Raw genomic sequence first — 16134 nt, forward strand, 5'->3', positions numbered from 1 at the left:
TTACCTAACGGTTAGGCAGAAATTTCGAAGGATCGACAGGCTTACCCTGTTGGCGAATTTCAAAGTGCAGCTTCACCCTGTCGGCATCGGAATCGCCCATTTCGGCGATAGCCTGGCCTTTGTTGACGTTCTGCCCCTCCTTCACCAGGATGCTGCGGTTATGCGCATACGCCGACAACAGGCTGTTGCTGTGCTTTACGATAACGAGATTACCATAACCACGGATTCCGCTCCCGGCATACATGACTTTTCCCGTACCGGCCGCCACCACTTGCTGTCCCACCTTGCCGGCGATATCGACGCCCTTGTTCTTGCCTTCGTCAAAAGTACCGATGACCTTGCCTTCGGAAGGCCACATCCAGCTGATCTTGTCGTCGCCAGCCGCTTGCGCTGCAGGTGCCGCCACAGCGCCTGCCGGCGCGGCAGCAACGGCAGGGGCAGGCTTGGCGTCCGTGGCGCCGCCGTCGGCGCGCAATTCGGCCAGCGTGGCATCGGAATACGCGCGCTTCTCGCCGCGCGGCCCCGTTTTCTTCGGCACGACAGGCGCCGCCGCTTTGATTTCCGTGACCGGCGGCATGACGATGGCCGAGGTCTGCGCGCCGCCCGTGCCGCCATTGGGCGGCAGCACGCGCAATACCTGGTCAACCTTGATGTCGTTCGGGTTGCTCAAGTCATTCCAGACCACCAGATCGCGGTAATTCTGGCCGTGTTCCAGGGCGATGCGCAGCAGCGTGTCGCCGCGCTTGACGGTGTAATAGGCCGGATCGCGGTCGCGCGGATCGCTGGCGGCGGCGCTGCTCGATGGATGGCGCTCAACGATGGGCGCCTGGACACCCGTGGTGCCGCAACCGCTCAGCAGGGCAGCGAGCGCGATGCTGCAGAGGAGTAATTTACTGTTCTTAATCATTCGTATGTCTATGTAGGTTCTGCTTGCTAGCTGATCCGGGGATCATATGGTGCCCGGGCGCAAAGGCACGAAATGGCAGTTTTCCAGGGCCTGGCTGGTCCATTCCATTTTCCCCACCCGGGTAATGAGTTGCAAGTGTTGCAATTTAGCCCCCACAGGGGCGACCAGACGCCCGCCGGGCGCCAGCTGTTCCAGCAAGGCTTGCGGGACTTCCAGGCCGGCTGCGGCAAGGATGATCCCGTCGAACGGGGCCGCCTGCGGCAGGCCAAGCATACCATCTCCGTACTGCAAACGCAGATTTGACACGCGCAGCGGGCGCAGATTGGCCTTCGCCAACTCGTGCAGGGGGCGGATGCGCTCGATCGAATACACCTCTTTGGCCACCAGCGACAGCACAGTCGCCTGGTAACCGCAGCCGGTGCCGATTTCCAGCACGCGCTGCAAGTTCCTACCCTGGCGCATCACTTCGATCATGCGCGCCACGATGTACGGCTGCGAAATGGTCTGGTGGTGGCCGATAGGCAAGGAGGCGTCGATATATGCCTGCGATGCCAGCGCCTCGTCCATGAACAGATGGCGCGGCACAGCTTGCATGGCGTCGAGCACCACCTGATCCTTGACGCCCTGCTTCGCGATGCGCGCTACCATGGCCCGGCGCACGGCGTCCGATACCAGCGGGTTTTGCCGTGGTGGCGACATCACGGCCGGCTGCGCCCGCTCATTGGCGATAGCCTGAGCGCGCGACGGCGCAATGGGCAGCGTGGCCGGGTGGTATGAGGCGCCTGCCCTGGCCGCATTTTGCGCCGCATTCTGCGTCGCCGTCTGCGGCGTGGCGATCCTGGACTGCGCCAGCGACTGCCCCCCGCCCTGTCTGGCGGGCTTGCCGGCCAGCGAATCGAGGGTAAGGGGGAAGGTACGCGGCTTGTCAGTCATAGTGAGCGCTCATGCCAGGCCTTTTGCCAGTGCATCGAGTTGCGTGGTGTGTGTCAGATCAATCTGCAGCGGCGTGATCGACACTTGTCGATGTTCAACGGCATGGAAATCGGTGCCCGGACCGCCTTCCTTGGCGGCGCCGGCGGGGCCGATCCAAAAGATTTCACGGCCACGCGGATCGAGGGCGCGGATCACCGGCTCGGACGAATGGCGCTTGCCCAGGCGCGTGGCAACCATGCCTTGCAATTGCTCGTAAGGGATGGCCGGTATGTTCACATTCAACAAATACGGCTTCTGCAAGGCGTCAAACTGGCGCTCAACGATTTCTCTGGCCACGCGGGCGGCCGCGTCCAGGTTAGCCCAGCCAAACTGCGCCTGGGAAAAAGCGATGGCGGGAATGCCGAACAGATAGCCTTCCGTGGCGGCCGCCACAGTGCCCGAATACAGGGTGTCATCACCCATGTTGGGGCCATTGTTGATGCCGGAAACCACCAGGTCGGGGCGCTCGATGAGCATGCCCGTCAGCGCCACGTGTACGCAATCAGTCGGCGTGCCATTGACAAAATAGAAGCCGTTGGCAGCCTTGTGCACGGACAGGGGCCGGTCCAGGGATAGCGAATTGGATGCGCCCGAGCGGTTGCTGTCGGGCGCCACCACGACGATTTCCGCAATGGGTGCGAGTGCGTCGGCCAGGGCCGCGAGGCCTGGCGCCAGGTAGCCGTCGTCGTTACTAATAAGAATTCTCATAAGCGGATTTTACCTGAAGCAATGCCAACACTGCGCGTGCCCACGCCAAATGGCAGCATTATTTATGCCGCCGTCCTGGCGTGGCGCACTGCATCAGCGCTGTGCGGTGCGCGTCTCGCACCAGCCCCCTGCCAGCGCCTGCACTTCAGTCTCTTGCAAGGCCAGCAAGGCATTCAGATTGCCTTGCAATTTGTACAGCCTTTTAAGTTGCACCATGGCGCGCCGGCGCAGCTTGCCAGACACACAGGGACGCAGCAGGCAAGACTTCAACTGTTCGGCCAGTTCACCCGCCTGCGGATACTGTTCGCGCTCTATCATGCCCTGCAACATCGAAACCATGCTGGCCAGGATGTCAGGCTCGGCCACGACATCGGCCAGCAAGTCGCGCGTGGCCTGGGTAGCCGCATGCTCGCTGCCCAGGCGCCGCTGCTGCGCCTGCAGCACGGCAGCGAGCAGGCGCCGCGCGCCTTCCAGGTCGCCTTCGCGTCCCAGCGCCTGCGCCAGGAGCCGCTTGCTGCGCAAGGTATCGCCATGCTCGGCACCAAACAGGCGCTCGCGCGTCGCCACCACCGTGCCCAGCACTTGCTGCGCCTGCGTCAGCCGTCCCATGCGCAGCAACGTGGCGGCGCGGCCATCCATCGCCTCCAGGGTCAGCGGGTGCTCGCCGCCCAGTTGGCACGCGTAGCTTGCCAACACGCTATCTTGCAGCAGCAGCGCCGCCGCCAGTTCCCCCTGCTGCAAGACGGTGCGCGCCAGGCAGGCCCGCGCAGCCAGGGTATCGGGATGCTCGCTGCCGAGTACGCGCTGGCGCACATCGAGCACGTCCTCTTCCAGGAAGCGCGCTTCGTCGAGCTTGCCCAACTGGCGCAACAGGCGCGCCATGCCGCTCTTGCACGCCAGGCTGTCGGGATGTTCCTCGCCCAGCAGGCGTACGCGAATCTCGACGCTCTGGCGGAAGGCATCGAGCGCTTGCGCGCTGCGCCCGTCCTTGCGATACAACTCGCCCAGGCCGGCCAGGTCGCGAGCCAGCGGCAAAGCCACGGCGCGGCCCGGCTCAAGCAGCAAGGCCTGGCGCGCTTCGCCGATAGCGCCCAGCAAGGCGATTTCACGGCTCGACTGCCATGGGAAGTAGCCGCCCGTCAACCACTGCAAAAAGGCTTCGAAGGTGCGCGTGAGGGAAAAGCGGTCGCCGCCCTGATCGATGCGCACGGCCAGCTGCTCGCCATAAGCAAACGTTTTCGTCTGCTGCAGCTGGACTTCGTCGAAATAGCTGTCGAGGGAAATTTGCGACAAACCGTAGGACGTGCGCAACAAGCGCTCGAACAAGGGCTGGAAGCCGGCGATGCCCTTGTGCGCATCGCCGCGGCGCCACTCGGCGCGCTGCGCGCAGTCGCCCATTTCTATGCGCGAAGGCAAGGGGTACACCAGCAGCGGGCGCTGTTCGTCCTCATGGCTGCAGCGGTAGTCGATGGCCCGCTTGACGAGCGCATCAACCCCTTCCAGGCTTTGCCGGTTCGGCGTGAAGACCACCACCAGCTTTTTCGGCAACAAGGTAGTGCAGATACCGGCACTGTCGGTGCGGCCCGTACGCGAATCGACCAGTACATAGCGGAAATGCCGGGCCAGGGTATCGGCGAAGCAGCGAAACAGGGCCGGACAGGCATCGAACAACTGGTCCCAGTGCATCTGCGCCAGGCGCTCGCTGTAGCTGGCGTCGAAGCGTCCCGCGCGCATCAGATATAGCGCGCTGCCCTGGTCGACGCGCACCACGTACTGCTGCCAGTCGATGGCGTCGAGCACGCGCTGCGCCAGCGCTGCATCCGCACTCTGCGCATCGCGCCCGCCGGCGCGCATGCCCGCCGTTTCCAGGCAGATGCGCTCGATCTGCTGGCGGCACGCCTCGAAAAACTCCAGCACGCCCGGGCGCTCCTCGTGCTGTTCAAAATAATGGTGCAGACCCGGCGCTTCCATGTCCCAGTCCAGCATCAGTACGGGTACGCTGGCATTTTCGCGCCGTGCCAGCAAGACGGCGATGTTCGACAAGGCCATGCTGCGGCCGGTGCCACCCTTGTAGGAATAGAAGGTAACGACTTCGCCAGTGGCGCTCAAAGGTGGCAGGGACAGGCGTTGGCATTCCATGACGAGACCTTTTACGTGATTAACGTGGAAAGTGGGGAGGCGGAATGGCACGCCATTCCGGCGGGATGGCGGGTAGCACGAAACGACTGCAATCGTGGCCGGGCGGTGTCGAGCGCTTGAGCAAGTGGTAATGCGTGGCAATGCGCTGCACGATGCGATCGATGTCGGGCAGGTATTGCGGATTCGACTTCAAGTCGCCGCTGGCCAGCGTGTAGCCGGAAAAATCAACGTACAGGCCCGAGTCCGTTATTTGCAGCGGCAAGCCGTCAGGATGGCGCGTCATGATGATGGGGATGATCAGATGGCTGGGCAGCTCATACCAGGCGCGCCGCTCCTGCTCGATTAGTTGCATGGCAGCAAATTCGCGTCGCGTGTAGCCGTGCGCTTCATATTTGGGCGTGTACAGCACGATCATGCAAACGCTCTGACACATGGCGCGCGCCACGCGCAGGTCGATGTCATCGCCGCCGCCCAGTTGTTCGCTGTCGATGAACAGCACTTCCTCGCGGTCAAGGTGCGGCTCCAGATAGCAAGCCAGCGCTTCGATGAGATCATGCTTGAACTTGTTCATGAACGCATATTGGCCGTGTGCATAGCTCAAGAAACAGCCGTAGCGGATCTCCATGACATCCCCCCGTTCCCCCTGCGGCCCTGCCAGCGCCGCGCCTTGATCCTGCAAGGCATGAGTTCACTGTAGACCGCCCGGCAACAGCTCAGTTTGCGCTGGCGCAAAGATGTGTTTGGCGTCCTGAAGGGGCAAGAAAAAGCCAGAAACTGGCGCGATCACGCCCATTTCTGGCATAGCAGGCACGCACGCAGACGGGCGCAAAAAGCGCTAGTGGCTTGATAATAAAAGGAAATATGCCGGCGCGCGGAGGGCGCCGGCAATTCGGGCTAGACGCCCTTGGCGGGCAGGTTGCGGAAGAACTCCACCACTTCGGCGCTATCGCGTGTGCGCTTGAACGGTGGCAAGCTTTGCCAGATGCGCTTGCCATACGGTTTGGAAATGAGGCGCGGATCGCAGAGCATCAGCACGCCCCGGTCACCCTCATCGCGGATCAAGCGGCCCGCACCCTGCTTCAGGTTGATGATCGCTTCCGGCAACGAGTGGTGCATGAAACCGTTCTTGCCCTGCTTTTCCATCACTTCGATGCGCGCGGCCAGCACCGGGTCATCGGGTGGCGCGAACGGCAGCTTGTCGATAATCACCAGAGAGAGCGCATCGCCGCGCACGTCGACACCTTCCCAAAAGCTTTGGCTGCCGATCAGCACGCCGTTGCCGGCGGCGCGGAACTGGTCCAGCAATTCCGTGCGGCCCTTTTCGCCCTGCACGAACAGGGGGAAGTTCAGGCCGCGCTGCTTGAATTCATCGGCCAGGCGTTCGGCGGCGCGCTTGACGGCGCGCAAGGTGGTGCACAGGAAGAAGGTACGCCCGCCCGCCGCCTCGATGATGGGCAAGGCGCAATCGATGACGGCATCCGTGTAGCCCAGCGAATTGGGTTGCGGCAGGTTTTGCGGCACGAACAGCAAGCCCTGCTGGCCATAGTCGAACGGGCTCGGCCAGGTGTGCGACGGTTCGCCCGTCAAGCCCATCTGTTCCGAAAAATGCTTGAAGTCGTTCTTCACGGCCAGGGTGGCGGACGTGAAAATCCAGCTGCGCGGCGTACCTTCGCGCTGGTTGTTGAAAATCGGTGCGATCGACAATGGCGTTTTATGCAATTGCAGCGAACTGGAAAATGCTTCCACCCAGAACACCGCTTCTTCGCCGACCGCCACTTTCGCCTTCGGATCGAACTTCCAGCCACTCAATTGCTGCGCCAGTTCGACGCCGCGCACGCGGCACTGCTCCAGCGTTTCAGCCCTTTCGGCCTGGGTTTCCAGCACGGCCACCATGCCGTCAAGCTCATCTTTGAGAGTCTCGAGAGCGGGGAAAAAGTCGCTCGACGCGGCGATCTGCGGCAGCGACAGGCGCACGATATCCTGAGGGAAGGTCAAACGCAGATCGCGCGCCGCCTTCTCCACCACCGTGACGGTTTTTGCCCAGTCGATGCCACGCGCATGCGCCAAGCCCTCGGCCAGCACATCGCGGCACAGTTCCAGCACTTGCGAGGTGGAGACCGTGTTGCCAAAGAATAAAGTAGCCGTATCGGGCAGCTGATGCGCCTCATCGAAGATGATGGTGTTGGCCGAAGGCAGTAGTTCGGCCACGCCCGTGTCCTTCAGCGCTACGTCGGCAAAGAACAGATGATGATTGACCACCACCACGTCGGCCTGCTGCGCTTCCTTGCGCGCTTTCATGACGAAACAATCCTGATAATACTGGCACTCGGCGCCCATGCAGGTATCGCGCGTGGATGTCACCAGGTTCCAGATCATGGCGTTTTCCGGCACCTTGGCCAGCTCGGCCTTGTCGCCGGAGCTGGTCATCTTGATGAAGCGAGAAATTTCACGCAAATGCCCCACGTCGTCGCGCGAGGTCATGCGACCGTTCTGCAAGGTGCGTTCCAAGTGATAGTGGCAGACGTAGTTCGAACGGCCCTTGAGCAAGGCTACCGAGACGGGCGCCTGCAATGCGGCACGCACGGTGGGGATATCGCGCAGGAAGAGCTGGTCCTGCAAGTTTTTCGTACCGGTAGAAACAATGGTCTTGCCGCCCCACATCAGGGCCGGTACCAGGTAGGCAAAGGTTTTGCCGGTACCCGTGCCCGCCTCGGCGATCAGCGTCGTCTGGCTATCGATGGCGTGGGCGATGGCCTTGGCCATTTCCGTTTGCGAACGGCGCGGCTTGTAGCTGCCCACGGCAGGGCCGAGCGGGCCACCGGCGCCAAACAGGCGCTCGATGTCGGCATCGTGCTTGCCGGGCACGGCCTGGAGTTCGGCTGGCAGATCGGCAGGCTGGCCATCTGGGCTTGCGGGCAATAAATTGTGATCGGTCAAAATATACTTAGGTGAAGGCGGGACTGGACGCTACTGGCGCCCCTCAGGCGGGAACATCGGGCACCAACTCCATTTTCAGCAAGGTGATGTGATCCTTCAATTGTAATTTACGCTTTTTCAGGCGGCGCAGCTGCAGTTCGTCATGATGACCATCGAGTATCAGCAACTCGATGACGGCATCGAGGTCACGGTGCTCCACGTTAAGTTCAATCAGGCGCCGCTCTATATGCTGTGCATCGCTCATGTGTTGCGTTCCAGGCAGTGTTGGTAATAGGCGCGCGCAGCGTACGCACGCAGCCATTGACGCCGGCATCGCCGGCAAGTGTGTAGTTTAACCTGCCGCGCGTGTTAGGGCACGCCATTTCCGGCATGCCCTAACACGACGGTCTTAATTAGCAGGCGGCACAGGTACAGCTACGGCCGGCTTGCTGGCCGCTGCCGCCTTGGCAGCCTTGGCCTGCGCTTCTGCCTGGCGCTCGGCCAGGCGTTGCGCGACGCGTTTCTGACGCGCCACGGCGTCAGCCTGCCTGCGCGCATAGTCTGCCTCGCGGGCCGCGCGGCGCGGCGCCTCGGCGGCATCGACGGCAGCCTGTTTCGCCACCTTCGCCGCTTGCTCAGCCTCGCGCGCGGCAACCCTCTTGCCTTCCGGCTTGAGCGGTGCTGGCTCGGGCGCGACCACCTTCACCGGCTTGGGCATGGCCGCCGAGCGCTGCTCGGCGTCGAGGCGTGCATCTTCCTGCGTCCTGGCCAGGTCGATATCGCGCAAGCGCACGGACTCGGCCCGCTTGAAGTAGTTGGCCTCGGCTTCGACTGCGCGCAGGCGCAGCAGGATCAGACGACGCTTTTCCTTGGCATTGTCAACACAGCTATTGACGAAAAACTTGTCGTAGCACTCCAGTTCGCGCGCCGCGAACGCATTTTCAGCGGCCTCGCGCTCGCTGAGCACCTGTTTCAGCTTGGCGTCCGCCTCGGCGATGGACAAGGTGGCGGGCACTTGCGGTGCACCGACCTCATCAGATGCCGCGCTCCGCTGGTGTGCGCAGGCCGACAAGGCCAGGACCAAGCTCAGCGCCGCCCCCAGCTTGTAGAGTGTATTTGCCTTCATGTTCATCATCCCTGCCTCAAACGATCGCGTCGGCCGCGCCGCGCTGTTCTTTTTCCATGTATTCGCGCGATTGCATTTCGACGATACGCGACACGGTACGGTGAAACTCGTTGGCCAGCATGCCGTTCGTGTACAGCTGCTCCGGCACCACTTCGGCCGACATGACAAGCTTAACTTTTTGATCATAGAATACATCGATCAGCCAGGTAAAACGGCGCGCCTCTGACGACTGCGACGCCGACATGGCCGGTATGCCGGACAATATCACCGTATGGAAGCGGCTGGCGATTTCCAGGTAATCATTTTGCGACCGGGGACCGCCGCACAAAGTGGCGAAATCGAACCAGATGATGCCGCCAGCGCGGCGCAGGCAATGGATTTCGCGGCTCTCGATGCGGATGCGCGCGTCTTCATCGGCGGTCTCGGCGATGCGCGTGTAGGCGTCGCGCAGGGCCTCGTCGGTCGCAGCGCCCAATGGCGTATAGTAACTTTCCACCTGCTCCAGCGCCCGGCTGCGGTAATCGACACCGGCATCGACGTTTATCACATCGAGCTTGTCCTTCAGCAGCGCGATGGTCGGCAGCATGCGGTCGCGGTGCAGGCCGTCCGGATACAGCAAGTCCGGAGCGTAATTCGAGGTCATGATGAAAGACACGCCATTGGCACTCAGGGCCGACAGCAGGTTGTACAGGATCATCGCGTCGGCGATGTCGGAAACGTGGAATTCATCGAAGCAGATCAAGCGGTATTTCTTGGCGATGCGTTTGGCCACCTCATCTAACGGGTCGGCCACGCCTTTCAATTCGTCGAGCTGTTGGTGCACGCCGCGCATGAATTCATGGAAGTGCAAGCGCGTCTTGCGCAGCAGCGGCACGACCGAGTAAAAACTGTCCATCAGGAACGATTTGCCGCGCCCCACGCCACCCCACATGTACACGCCCTTTGGCACGGCAGGACGGTTCAACAGACGCTTGAAGGTACTCGAGCGCTGACCCTTGTAAGCCACCCACTCGTCGTAGCACAGTTGCAGGCGGTCGACCGCGCGCCGCTGGGCGGCATCGGCCTTGAAATCACGCTTCTGCAACGCGTGCTGGTAAAACTCTTCAACGTTCATGGGATTCGATTCAACAGAGATTCTTGACATAGCGAAAACGGGCCGGCAAGGCAGAAACTGCTTTGCCGGCCCGCTGCGAAGTAAGGTGACGCTTAGAAGTTCAGCGTACGCTTGTCGACGGCCAGGGCCGCTTCCTTGGTCGCTTCCGACAAGGATGGGTGTGCGTGGCAGATACGCGCGATGTCTTCAGCCGAGGCCTTGAACTCCATCGCCACGACGGCTTCGGAAATCAGTTCAGAGGCCATCGGGCCGACGATGTGCACGCCGAGAATTTCATCGGTGGTCGCATCGGCCAGGAATTTCACCATGCCCGAAGTATCGCCCAGCGCGCGCGCACGGCCGTTGGCCATGAACGGGAAGGTACCAGCCTTGTAGGCGATGCCTTCGGCCTTCAGGGTTTGCTCGGTCTTGCCGACCCACGCGATTTCCGGCGAGGTGTAGATCACCCAAGGAATCGTGTTGAAGTTGGTGTGGCCGTGCTGGCCGGCGATACGTTCGGCCACGGCAACGCCTTCTTCTTCCGCCTTGTGCGCCAGCATCGGGCCACGCACGACGTCGCCCACCGCCCACACGTTCGGCAAGTTGGTCTTGCAGTCGCCATCGACGGCGATGAAGCCGCGCTCGTCGAGCTGCAGGCCGACTTTATCTGCACCCAGACCATTCGTGTTCGGCGTACGGCCGATCGAGATGATCAGTTTGTCGAACACGGCTGTTTGCGCTTCGCCCTTGGCGTCCACGAATTGCACGCTGACGTCTTTCTTGCCTGGCGTGATCGCACCGATCTTGCAACCGAGGTTGATCTTCAAGCCTTGCTTGGTGAACAGCTTCAACGCTTCCTTGGCAATCTGCTCGTCCACGGCGCCGAGGAAGACCGGCAGGCCTTCCAGCACGGTGACATCGGAACCCAGGCGGCGCCAGACGCTGCCCATTTCCAGGCCGATGACGCCGGCACCGATGACGCCCAGCTTGGCTGGAACGGCGTCGATGGCCAGTGCGCCCGTGTTCGACAAGATCAATTTCTCGTCAAATGGTGCGCCCGCCAGTTCGCGTGCGTTCGAGCCCGTGGCGATGACCACGTGCTTGGCGCTCAATGTTTCGTTGGCTTCGCCCGTCACGCTGATTTCATACGTGCCAGCGGCGGCAGCGGCGAAAGCGGCGCGGCCATGGAAGAAGGCAATCTTGTTCTTCTTGAACAGGTACAGGATGCCGTCGTTGTTTTGCTTGACGACGGTATCTTTGCGCTTGAGCATCTGGCCCAGGTTCAGCTTCAGACCGGCGACATCGATGCCGTGCTCGGCGAAGCTGTGGCCGGCGTGCTCGAAATGCTCGGACGATTGCAGCAGCGCTTTCGACGGGATGCAGCCGACGTTGGTGCAAGTGCCACCAGGAGCGGCACCGCCCTTGGCGTTCGACCACTCGTCGACGCAGGCGACGGAAAAGCCCAGCTGCGCTGCGCGGATGGCGGCGATATAGCCGCCAGGGCCCGCACCGATGACAACTACGTCAAATTGTTTAGTACTCATGTTTTGTTATTCCAATCTCTTCGTCTGGTACGAAAATCCACAATAGAAGGTAAATCACCACGCCGAAGCCGAAGGTCAATGTAAACAGGACGAAGACGAGGCGCCAGATCCACGCTTCCATGCCGGAAGCGCGACCCAGACCACCGCAAACGCCACCGAGCCAGCGGTCGTTGCGCGAACGGCGCAGGCGATTAAATTCCTGCACCAGGTCATTCGACGCGCCGGCAGACGCGTTGGCGTCGGACGTGTCGTCCGCCTTGTCCAAGTTGATATTGCTCAGGAGCTTGGCTTTCGCTTGCGCGAACTCGGCATCGCTCAGGGCGCCCGCCAGGTGTAACTCGTGCAGACGCTTGATTTCTTCAGAGACGTTCATGGGAATCCTCTTTCATTGAGATCAGCCAGCTGCGTCTTCTGGCAAGGGGTATCAGCTACATTGCCCCGGCGGCGACGCCGGGGTGCTACAGTGCTTACAGGTCCAGCAGCAGGCGTGCAGGATCTTCCAGCGCTTCTTTCATCGCCACCAGGCCGAGGACTGCTTCGCGGCCGTCGATGATGCGGTGATCGTAGGACATGGCCAGGTAGTTCATCGGACGCACCACGATCTGACCGTTTTCGACGACAGCGCGGTCCTTGGTCGCATGCACGCCCAGGATGGCCGATTGTGGCGGGTTGATGATCGGGGTCGACAGCATGGAGCCGAAGGTGCCGCCGTTCGAGATCGAGAACGTGCCGCCCGTCAGGTCGTCCAGAGTCAGCTTGCCATCCTTGGCTTTCGCGCCGAATTCACCGATTTTTTTCTCGATGTCGGCGATCGACAGCTGGTCCGCATTGCGGATGATAGGCACCACCAGGCCACGTGGCGAACCGACGGCGATGCCGATGTCGAAGTAGCCGTGGTAGATGATATCGTTGCCGTCAACGGAGGCGTTGATGATCGGGTATTTTTTCAGGGCGGCGACGGCGGCCTTGACGAAGAAGGACATGAAGCCCAGCTTGACGCCGTGCTCTTTCTCGAACTTGTCCTTGTACTTGTTGCGCAGGTCGATGACCGGCTGCATGTTCACTTCATTGAACGTGGTCAGGATGGCGTTCGTCGATTGCGATTGCAGCAGGCGCTCGGCGATACGTGCGCGCAGACGGCTCATCGGCACGCGCTCTTCCGGACGGTCGCCCAGGCTGGCAGCCGATGGCGTGGCAACTTGCTGCAGCGCTGGCTTGGCAGCAACTGGCGCCAATGGCGCGACAGCTGGCTTGGCGGAAGCGGCCAGGGCGTCGCCCTTGGTCACGCGGCCATCTTTGCCCGAACCGGCGACGTCGCCAGCGGACAGACCTTTTTCGGACAGGATCTTGGCAGCGGCAGGCATGGCGACATCGCCTTTGCTTGCAGCAGCTGGGGCGGACGCGATAGCGGCGTCTTGCGCGGCGGCGGCCAGCGCTGGCGCAGGCACGGCCGATACTTCCATCGGGCTGACCTTGGCCGAGCCGTCGGTGTCGATAATGGCGATGACTTCGCCGGCGACGACGGTAGCGCCGTCAGCCTTGATGATCTGCACGATCACGCCAGCGACAGGCGCCGGCAGTTCCAGCACCACTTTATCGGTTTCGATATCGATCATGTTTTCGTCGCGCGTCACTGCCTCGCCGACTTTCTTGTGCCATGCCAGCAGGGTCGCTTCTGCAACCGATTCCGACAACTGGGGAACTTTGACTTCGATTTGTGCCATGTAAAACTCCGTTTATTTTGTTATTGCGGCGCCGCCCCTGCGTAGCAAGGGCGGCGCTCCGTCACGATGTATGCGAGCAGGCGCCATGCACTAGGCATGGCACCCGCCATCCTGCCAATTACTTGGTCAGGATAAAACCCTTCAGCTTCGAGAATGCTGTTTCCAGCAGATCTTTTTGCTGGGCGTAGTGCTTGTCATAGTAACCGACAGCAGGCGACGCCGAAGCAGGACGACCGGCGTAAGCCAGACGCTGGCCCGATTCCAGGCCTTCGAAGATGTTGTGCTGGATCTGGAACCAGGCGCCCTGGTTTTGCGGCTCGTCCTGGGCCCACACCACTTCAACCAGGTTCGGGAACTTCTTCAGTTCAGCAGCGAACGACTTGTGCGGGAACGGATACAGCTGTTCCAGGCGCACGATGGCCGTGTCGGTCTGACCGCGTGTCTTGCGTGCGTTGACCAGGTCGTAATAGACCTTGCCCGAGCAGGCGACGACGCGCTTGACTTTCTTGGCATCGATTTTGTCGTCGACTTCGCCGATGACGGTCTGGAAACCACCCTTGGCCAGGTCGGTCAGCGGCGAACCGGCATCCTTGTTACGCAACAGCGACTTCGGCGTCAGGATGACCAGCGGCTTGCGGAACTGGCGCACCATCTGGCGGCGCAGCAAATGGAAGATCTGTGACGCCGTCGTCGGCTGCACTACTTGCATATTGTTGTCTGCGCACAGCTGCAAGAAACGTTCAGGACGCGCCGACGAGTGCTCAGGACCCTGGCCTTCGTAACCGTGCGGCAGCATCATGACCAGGCCCGAAGCGCGGCCCCACTTCACTTCGCCGGAGCTGATGAATTGGTCGATCACGACTTGCGCGCCGTTGGCGAAGTCGCCGAACTGGGCTTCCCAGATCGTCAGCGTATTCGGTTCAGCGGTCGAGTAACCGTATTCGAAGGCCAGTACGGCTTCTTCGGACAGCACGGAGTCGATGACGGTAAACGGTGCCTGGTTGTCCGACACGTTTTGCAGCGGAATGTAAGTACCTGCATCCCAACGCTCGCGGTTCTGGTCATGCAGCACGGCGTGGCGGTGCACAAAGGTGCCACGGCCTGCATCCTGGCCCGTCAGGCGGATGGCGTAACCGGACGATACCAGCGATGCGTAGGCCAGGTGTTCGCCCATGCCCCAGTCCAGGTTCATTTCGCCACGGCCCATGGTGCCACGGTCGCCCAGCACTTTTTCAACCAGCGAATGGACCTTGAAGTCTGCCGGCACGCTGGTGATGCGCGTCGCCAGGCGTTTCAGTTCCGTCATCGGCACGGCGGTGTCGGCCGAATCGGTCCATTTCTTGTTCAGGAACGGCAGCCAGTCAACCGCGTACTTGTTCTTGAAGTTCGAAATGACTGGATCGACGGTATGCTTGCCGGCGTCCATGGCGTCGCGGAAAGCGGCCACCATCTTGTCGCCGCCATCGGCAGGGATCACGCCTTGCGCTGCCAGCTTGTCCGCGTACAGCTTGCGGGTGCCTGGATGCTGGCCGATCTTCTTGTACATCAGTGGCTGCGTCAGTGCCGGCGTATCTTGCTCGTTGTGGCCAAGCTTGCGGTAGCAGATGATGTCGAGGACGATGTCCTTCTTGAATTCCATGCGGTAATCGAGCGCGATCTGCGTCGCCAGCACCACCGCTTCCGGATCATCGGCATTGATGTGCAGGACCGGCGCTTCGATCATCTTGACGACGTCCGAGCAGTACAGGGTCGAGCGTGCATCGCGCGGGTCAGAGGTGGTGAAACCGATCTGGTTGTTGATCACGATATGCACCGTGCCGCCTGTATGGTAGCCACGGGTTTGCGCCAGATTGAGCGTTTCCATGACCACGCCCTGGCCGGCGAAAGCTGCATCGCCGTGCACCAGAATCGGCAGCACTTGTGCGCCCTGCGCGTCGCCGCGGCGATCCATGCGGGCCTTGACGGAACCTTCGACCACGGGATTGACGATTTCCAGGTGCGACGGGTTGAATGCCAGCGACAGGTGGACCGGGCCGCCTGCGGTGGAAATGTCCGACGAGAAGCCTTGATGGTACTTCACGTCGCCGGCAGGCAGGTCATCGCCATGCTTGCCTTCAAATTCTTCGAACAGTTCCTGTGGCGCCTTGCCCAGGGTGTTGACCAGTACGTTCAAGCGGCCGCGGTGGGCCATGCCGATAACGATTTCCTGCACGCCTTTTTCGCCGGCGCGCTGGATGGTTTCATCCATCGAGGCGATGAAGGTCTCGCCGCCTTCCAGGGAGAAGCGCTTCTGGCCCACGTAACGGGTGTGCAGATAGCGTTCCAGGCCTTCCGCCGCGGTCAGGCGGTCGAGGATGTGGATTTTTTTCTCTGCGGTGAAATTCGGGGTGGAGCGGATCGATTCCAGTTTCTCTTGCAACCAGCGCTTTTCGGCCGGATCGGAGATGTACATGAATTCGGCACCGATCGAACGCGTGTAGGTATCGCGCAGATAGTTTTGCAGATCGCGCAAGGTGGCGGTCTCGGGGCCAAAATAGGTGTTGCTGATGTTGAACACGGTGTCCATGTCCGCGTCGGTGAAACCATAGAAGCTCAGCTCGAGCTCAGGAATCATCGGACGTTCCTGACGTTGCAGCGGATCCAGATTGGCCCAGTGCGAACCGAGGTAGCGATAAGCGGCGATCAGTTGCGTGGCAGCGACGCGCTTACGACCCATTTCAGCATCGAAGGAAGCGGTCACAGTGCGAATCGGGCCTGCTTTTGCGCGCTCGGCGAACGAGGCGACGACGGAGGCATGCGCCACGTCAGGCTTGTTGCTGCCGTCGACTGCAGGCACATGCTGCATGGCGTCGAAATAAGCGCGCCAGTTGTCCGGTACCGAACCTGGGTTATTGAGATACGCTTCGTACAGATCTTCGACGTACGGAGCATTCCCACCGAACAGGTAGGAGTTGGACGTTAATTGTTGCATCATATTGCTCACCTTTCTTCGCGCTTCGCGAGAT

General features: G+C 61.4%; 13 protein-coding genes. All 13 read right to left on the reverse strand.

The genetic code is table 11. The features are described 5' to 3' along the window. Nucleotides 1-4: 4 nt before the first annotated feature. The 13 genes from H4V96_RS15200 to H4V96_RS15260 all read right to left on the reverse strand — a co-directional run bounded on the left by H4V96_RS15200 (nucleotide 5) and on the right by H4V96_RS15260 (nucleotide 16103). Nucleotides 5-907 (reverse strand): peptidoglycan DD-metalloendopeptidase family protein, encoded by a 903-nt coding sequence (locus H4V96_RS15200; protein WP_196855881.1) that lies wholly within the window; start codon nucleotides 905-907, stop codon nucleotides 5-7. Nucleotides 908-949: 42 nt separating this feature from the next. Continuing rightward, nucleotides 950-1840, reverse strand: coding sequence for a protein-L-isoaspartate(D-aspartate) O-methyltransferase (locus tag H4V96_RS15205; RefSeq protein WP_010399891.1), 891 nt, complete (start codon nucleotides 1838-1840; stop codon nucleotides 950-952). Between the two features lie 9 nt (nucleotides 1841-1849). After that, a complete protein-coding gene (gene surE, locus H4V96_RS15210; protein ID WP_010399892.1) occupies nucleotides 1850-2587 on the reverse strand; it encodes a 5'/3'-nucleotidase SurE in 738 nt (245 codons plus the stop codon). 93 nt (nucleotides 2588-2680) lie between these two features. Further along, the gene (locus H4V96_RS15215) at nucleotides 2681-4726 is read right to left on the reverse strand and encodes a tetratricopeptide repeat protein (protein WP_196855883.1); all 2046 of its coding nucleotides are present in this window, start codon (nucleotides 4724-4726) and stop codon (nucleotides 2681-2683) included. A gap of 19 nt (nucleotides 4727-4745) precedes the next feature. After that, nucleotides 4746-5405 (reverse strand): toll/interleukin-1 receptor domain-containing protein, encoded by a 660-nt coding sequence (locus tag H4V96_RS15220; protein ID WP_261980930.1) that lies wholly within the window; start codon nucleotides 5403-5405, stop codon nucleotides 4746-4748. Between the two features lie 215 nt (nucleotides 5406-5620). Further along, entirely contained in the window at nucleotides 5621-7612 is a 1992-nt protein-coding gene (locus H4V96_RS15225; RefSeq protein ID WP_085940399.1) for an ATP-dependent DNA helicase, read from the reverse strand. Between the two features lie 94 nt (nucleotides 7613-7706). Next, on the reverse strand, nucleotides 7707-7907 hold the full coding sequence (locus H4V96_RS15230; RefSeq protein ID WP_196855884.1) for a DUF465 domain-containing protein: 201 nt from the start codon (nucleotides 7905-7907) through the stop codon (nucleotides 7707-7709). A gap of 144 nt (nucleotides 7908-8051) precedes the next feature. After that, nucleotides 8052-8768, reverse strand: a complete 717-nt coding sequence (locus tag H4V96_RS15235) for a hypothetical protein (RefSeq protein ID WP_196855885.1) — start codon at nucleotides 8766-8768, stop codon at nucleotides 8052-8054. Nucleotides 8769-8784: 16 nt separating this feature from the next. Further along, nucleotides 8785-9882, reverse strand: a complete 1098-nt coding sequence (zapE, locus tag H4V96_RS15240) for a cell division protein ZapE (RefSeq protein ID WP_010399899.1) — start codon at nucleotides 9880-9882, stop codon at nucleotides 8785-8787. A 92-nt stretch (nucleotides 9883-9974) separates the two neighbouring features. Next, nucleotides 9975-11405 (reverse strand): dihydrolipoyl dehydrogenase, encoded by a 1431-nt coding sequence (gene lpdA, locus H4V96_RS15245; protein WP_010399900.1) that lies wholly within the window; start codon nucleotides 11403-11405, stop codon nucleotides 9975-9977. Continuing rightward, nucleotides 11395-11778 (reverse strand): PspC domain-containing protein, encoded by a 384-nt coding sequence (locus H4V96_RS15250; RefSeq protein ID WP_196855886.1) that lies wholly within the window; start codon nucleotides 11776-11778, stop codon nucleotides 11395-11397. Before H4V96_RS15250 ends, lpdA begins: the two co-directional genes overlap by 11 nt. A 94-nt stretch (nucleotides 11779-11872) precedes the next feature. After that, nucleotides 11873-13129, reverse strand: coding sequence for a 2-oxoglutarate dehydrogenase complex dihydrolipoyllysine-residue succinyltransferase (gene odhB / locus H4V96_RS15255; protein WP_010399905.1), 1257 nt, complete (start codon nucleotides 13127-13129; stop codon nucleotides 11873-11875). A gap of 118 nt (nucleotides 13130-13247) precedes the next feature. Beyond that, nucleotides 13248-16103: a 2-oxoglutarate dehydrogenase E1 component gene (locus H4V96_RS15260; RefSeq protein ID WP_043462383.1), complete on the reverse strand. Its 2856-nt coding sequence runs from the start codon at nucleotides 16101-16103 to the stop codon at nucleotides 13248-13250. Between the last annotated feature and the right edge of the window lie 31 nt (nucleotides 16104-16134).

The organism is Janthinobacterium sp. CG_23.4, assembly GCF_029892305.1.
GTDB lineage: Bacteria > Pseudomonadota > Gammaproteobacteria > Burkholderiales > Burkholderiaceae_D > Janthinobacterium > Janthinobacterium lividum_D.

What these genes read in the sequence shown, in the direction of transcription:
- H4V96_RS15200 (WP_196855881.1), bottom strand. Translation starts at nt 907, where the DNA reads ATGATTAAGAACAGTAAATTACTCCTCTGCAGCATCGCGCTCGCTGCC.
- H4V96_RS15205 (WP_010399891.1), bottom strand. Translation starts at nt 1,840, where the DNA reads ATGACTGACAAGCCGCGTACCTTCCCCCTTACCCTCGATTCGCTGGCC.
- surE (WP_010399892.1), bottom strand. Translation starts at nt 2,587, where the DNA reads ATGAGAATTCTTATTAGTAACGACGACGGCTACCTGGCGCCAGGCCTC.
- H4V96_RS15215 (WP_196855883.1), bottom strand. Translation starts at nt 4,726, where the DNA reads ATGGAATGCCAACGCCTGTCCCTGCCACCTTTGAGCGCCACTGGCGAA.
- H4V96_RS15230 (WP_196855884.1), bottom strand. Translation starts at nt 7,907, where the DNA reads ATGAGCGATGCACAGCATATAGAGCGGCGCCTGATTGAACTTAACGTG.
- H4V96_RS15235 (WP_196855885.1), bottom strand. Translation starts at nt 8,768, where the DNA reads ATGAAGGCAAATACACTCTACAAGCTGGGGGCGGCGCTGAGCTTGGTC.
- zapE (WP_010399899.1), bottom strand. Translation starts at nt 9,882, where the DNA reads ATGAACGTTGAAGAGTTTTACCAGCACGCGTTGCAGAAGCGTGATTTC.
- lpdA (WP_010399900.1), bottom strand. Translation starts at nt 11,405, where the DNA reads ATGAGTACTAAACAATTTGACGTAGTTGTCATCGGTGCGGGCCCTGGC.
- H4V96_RS15250 (WP_196855886.1), bottom strand. Translation starts at nt 11,778, where the DNA reads ATGAACGTCTCTGAAGAAATCAAGCGTCTGCACGAGTTACACCTGGCG.
- odhB (WP_010399905.1), bottom strand. Translation starts at nt 13,129, where the DNA reads ATGGCACAAATCGAAGTCAAAGTTCCCCAGTTGTCGGAATCGGTTGCA.
- H4V96_RS15260 (WP_043462383.1), bottom strand. Translation starts at nt 16,103, where the DNA reads ATGATGCAACAATTAACGTCCAACTCCTACCTGTTCGGTGGGAATGCT.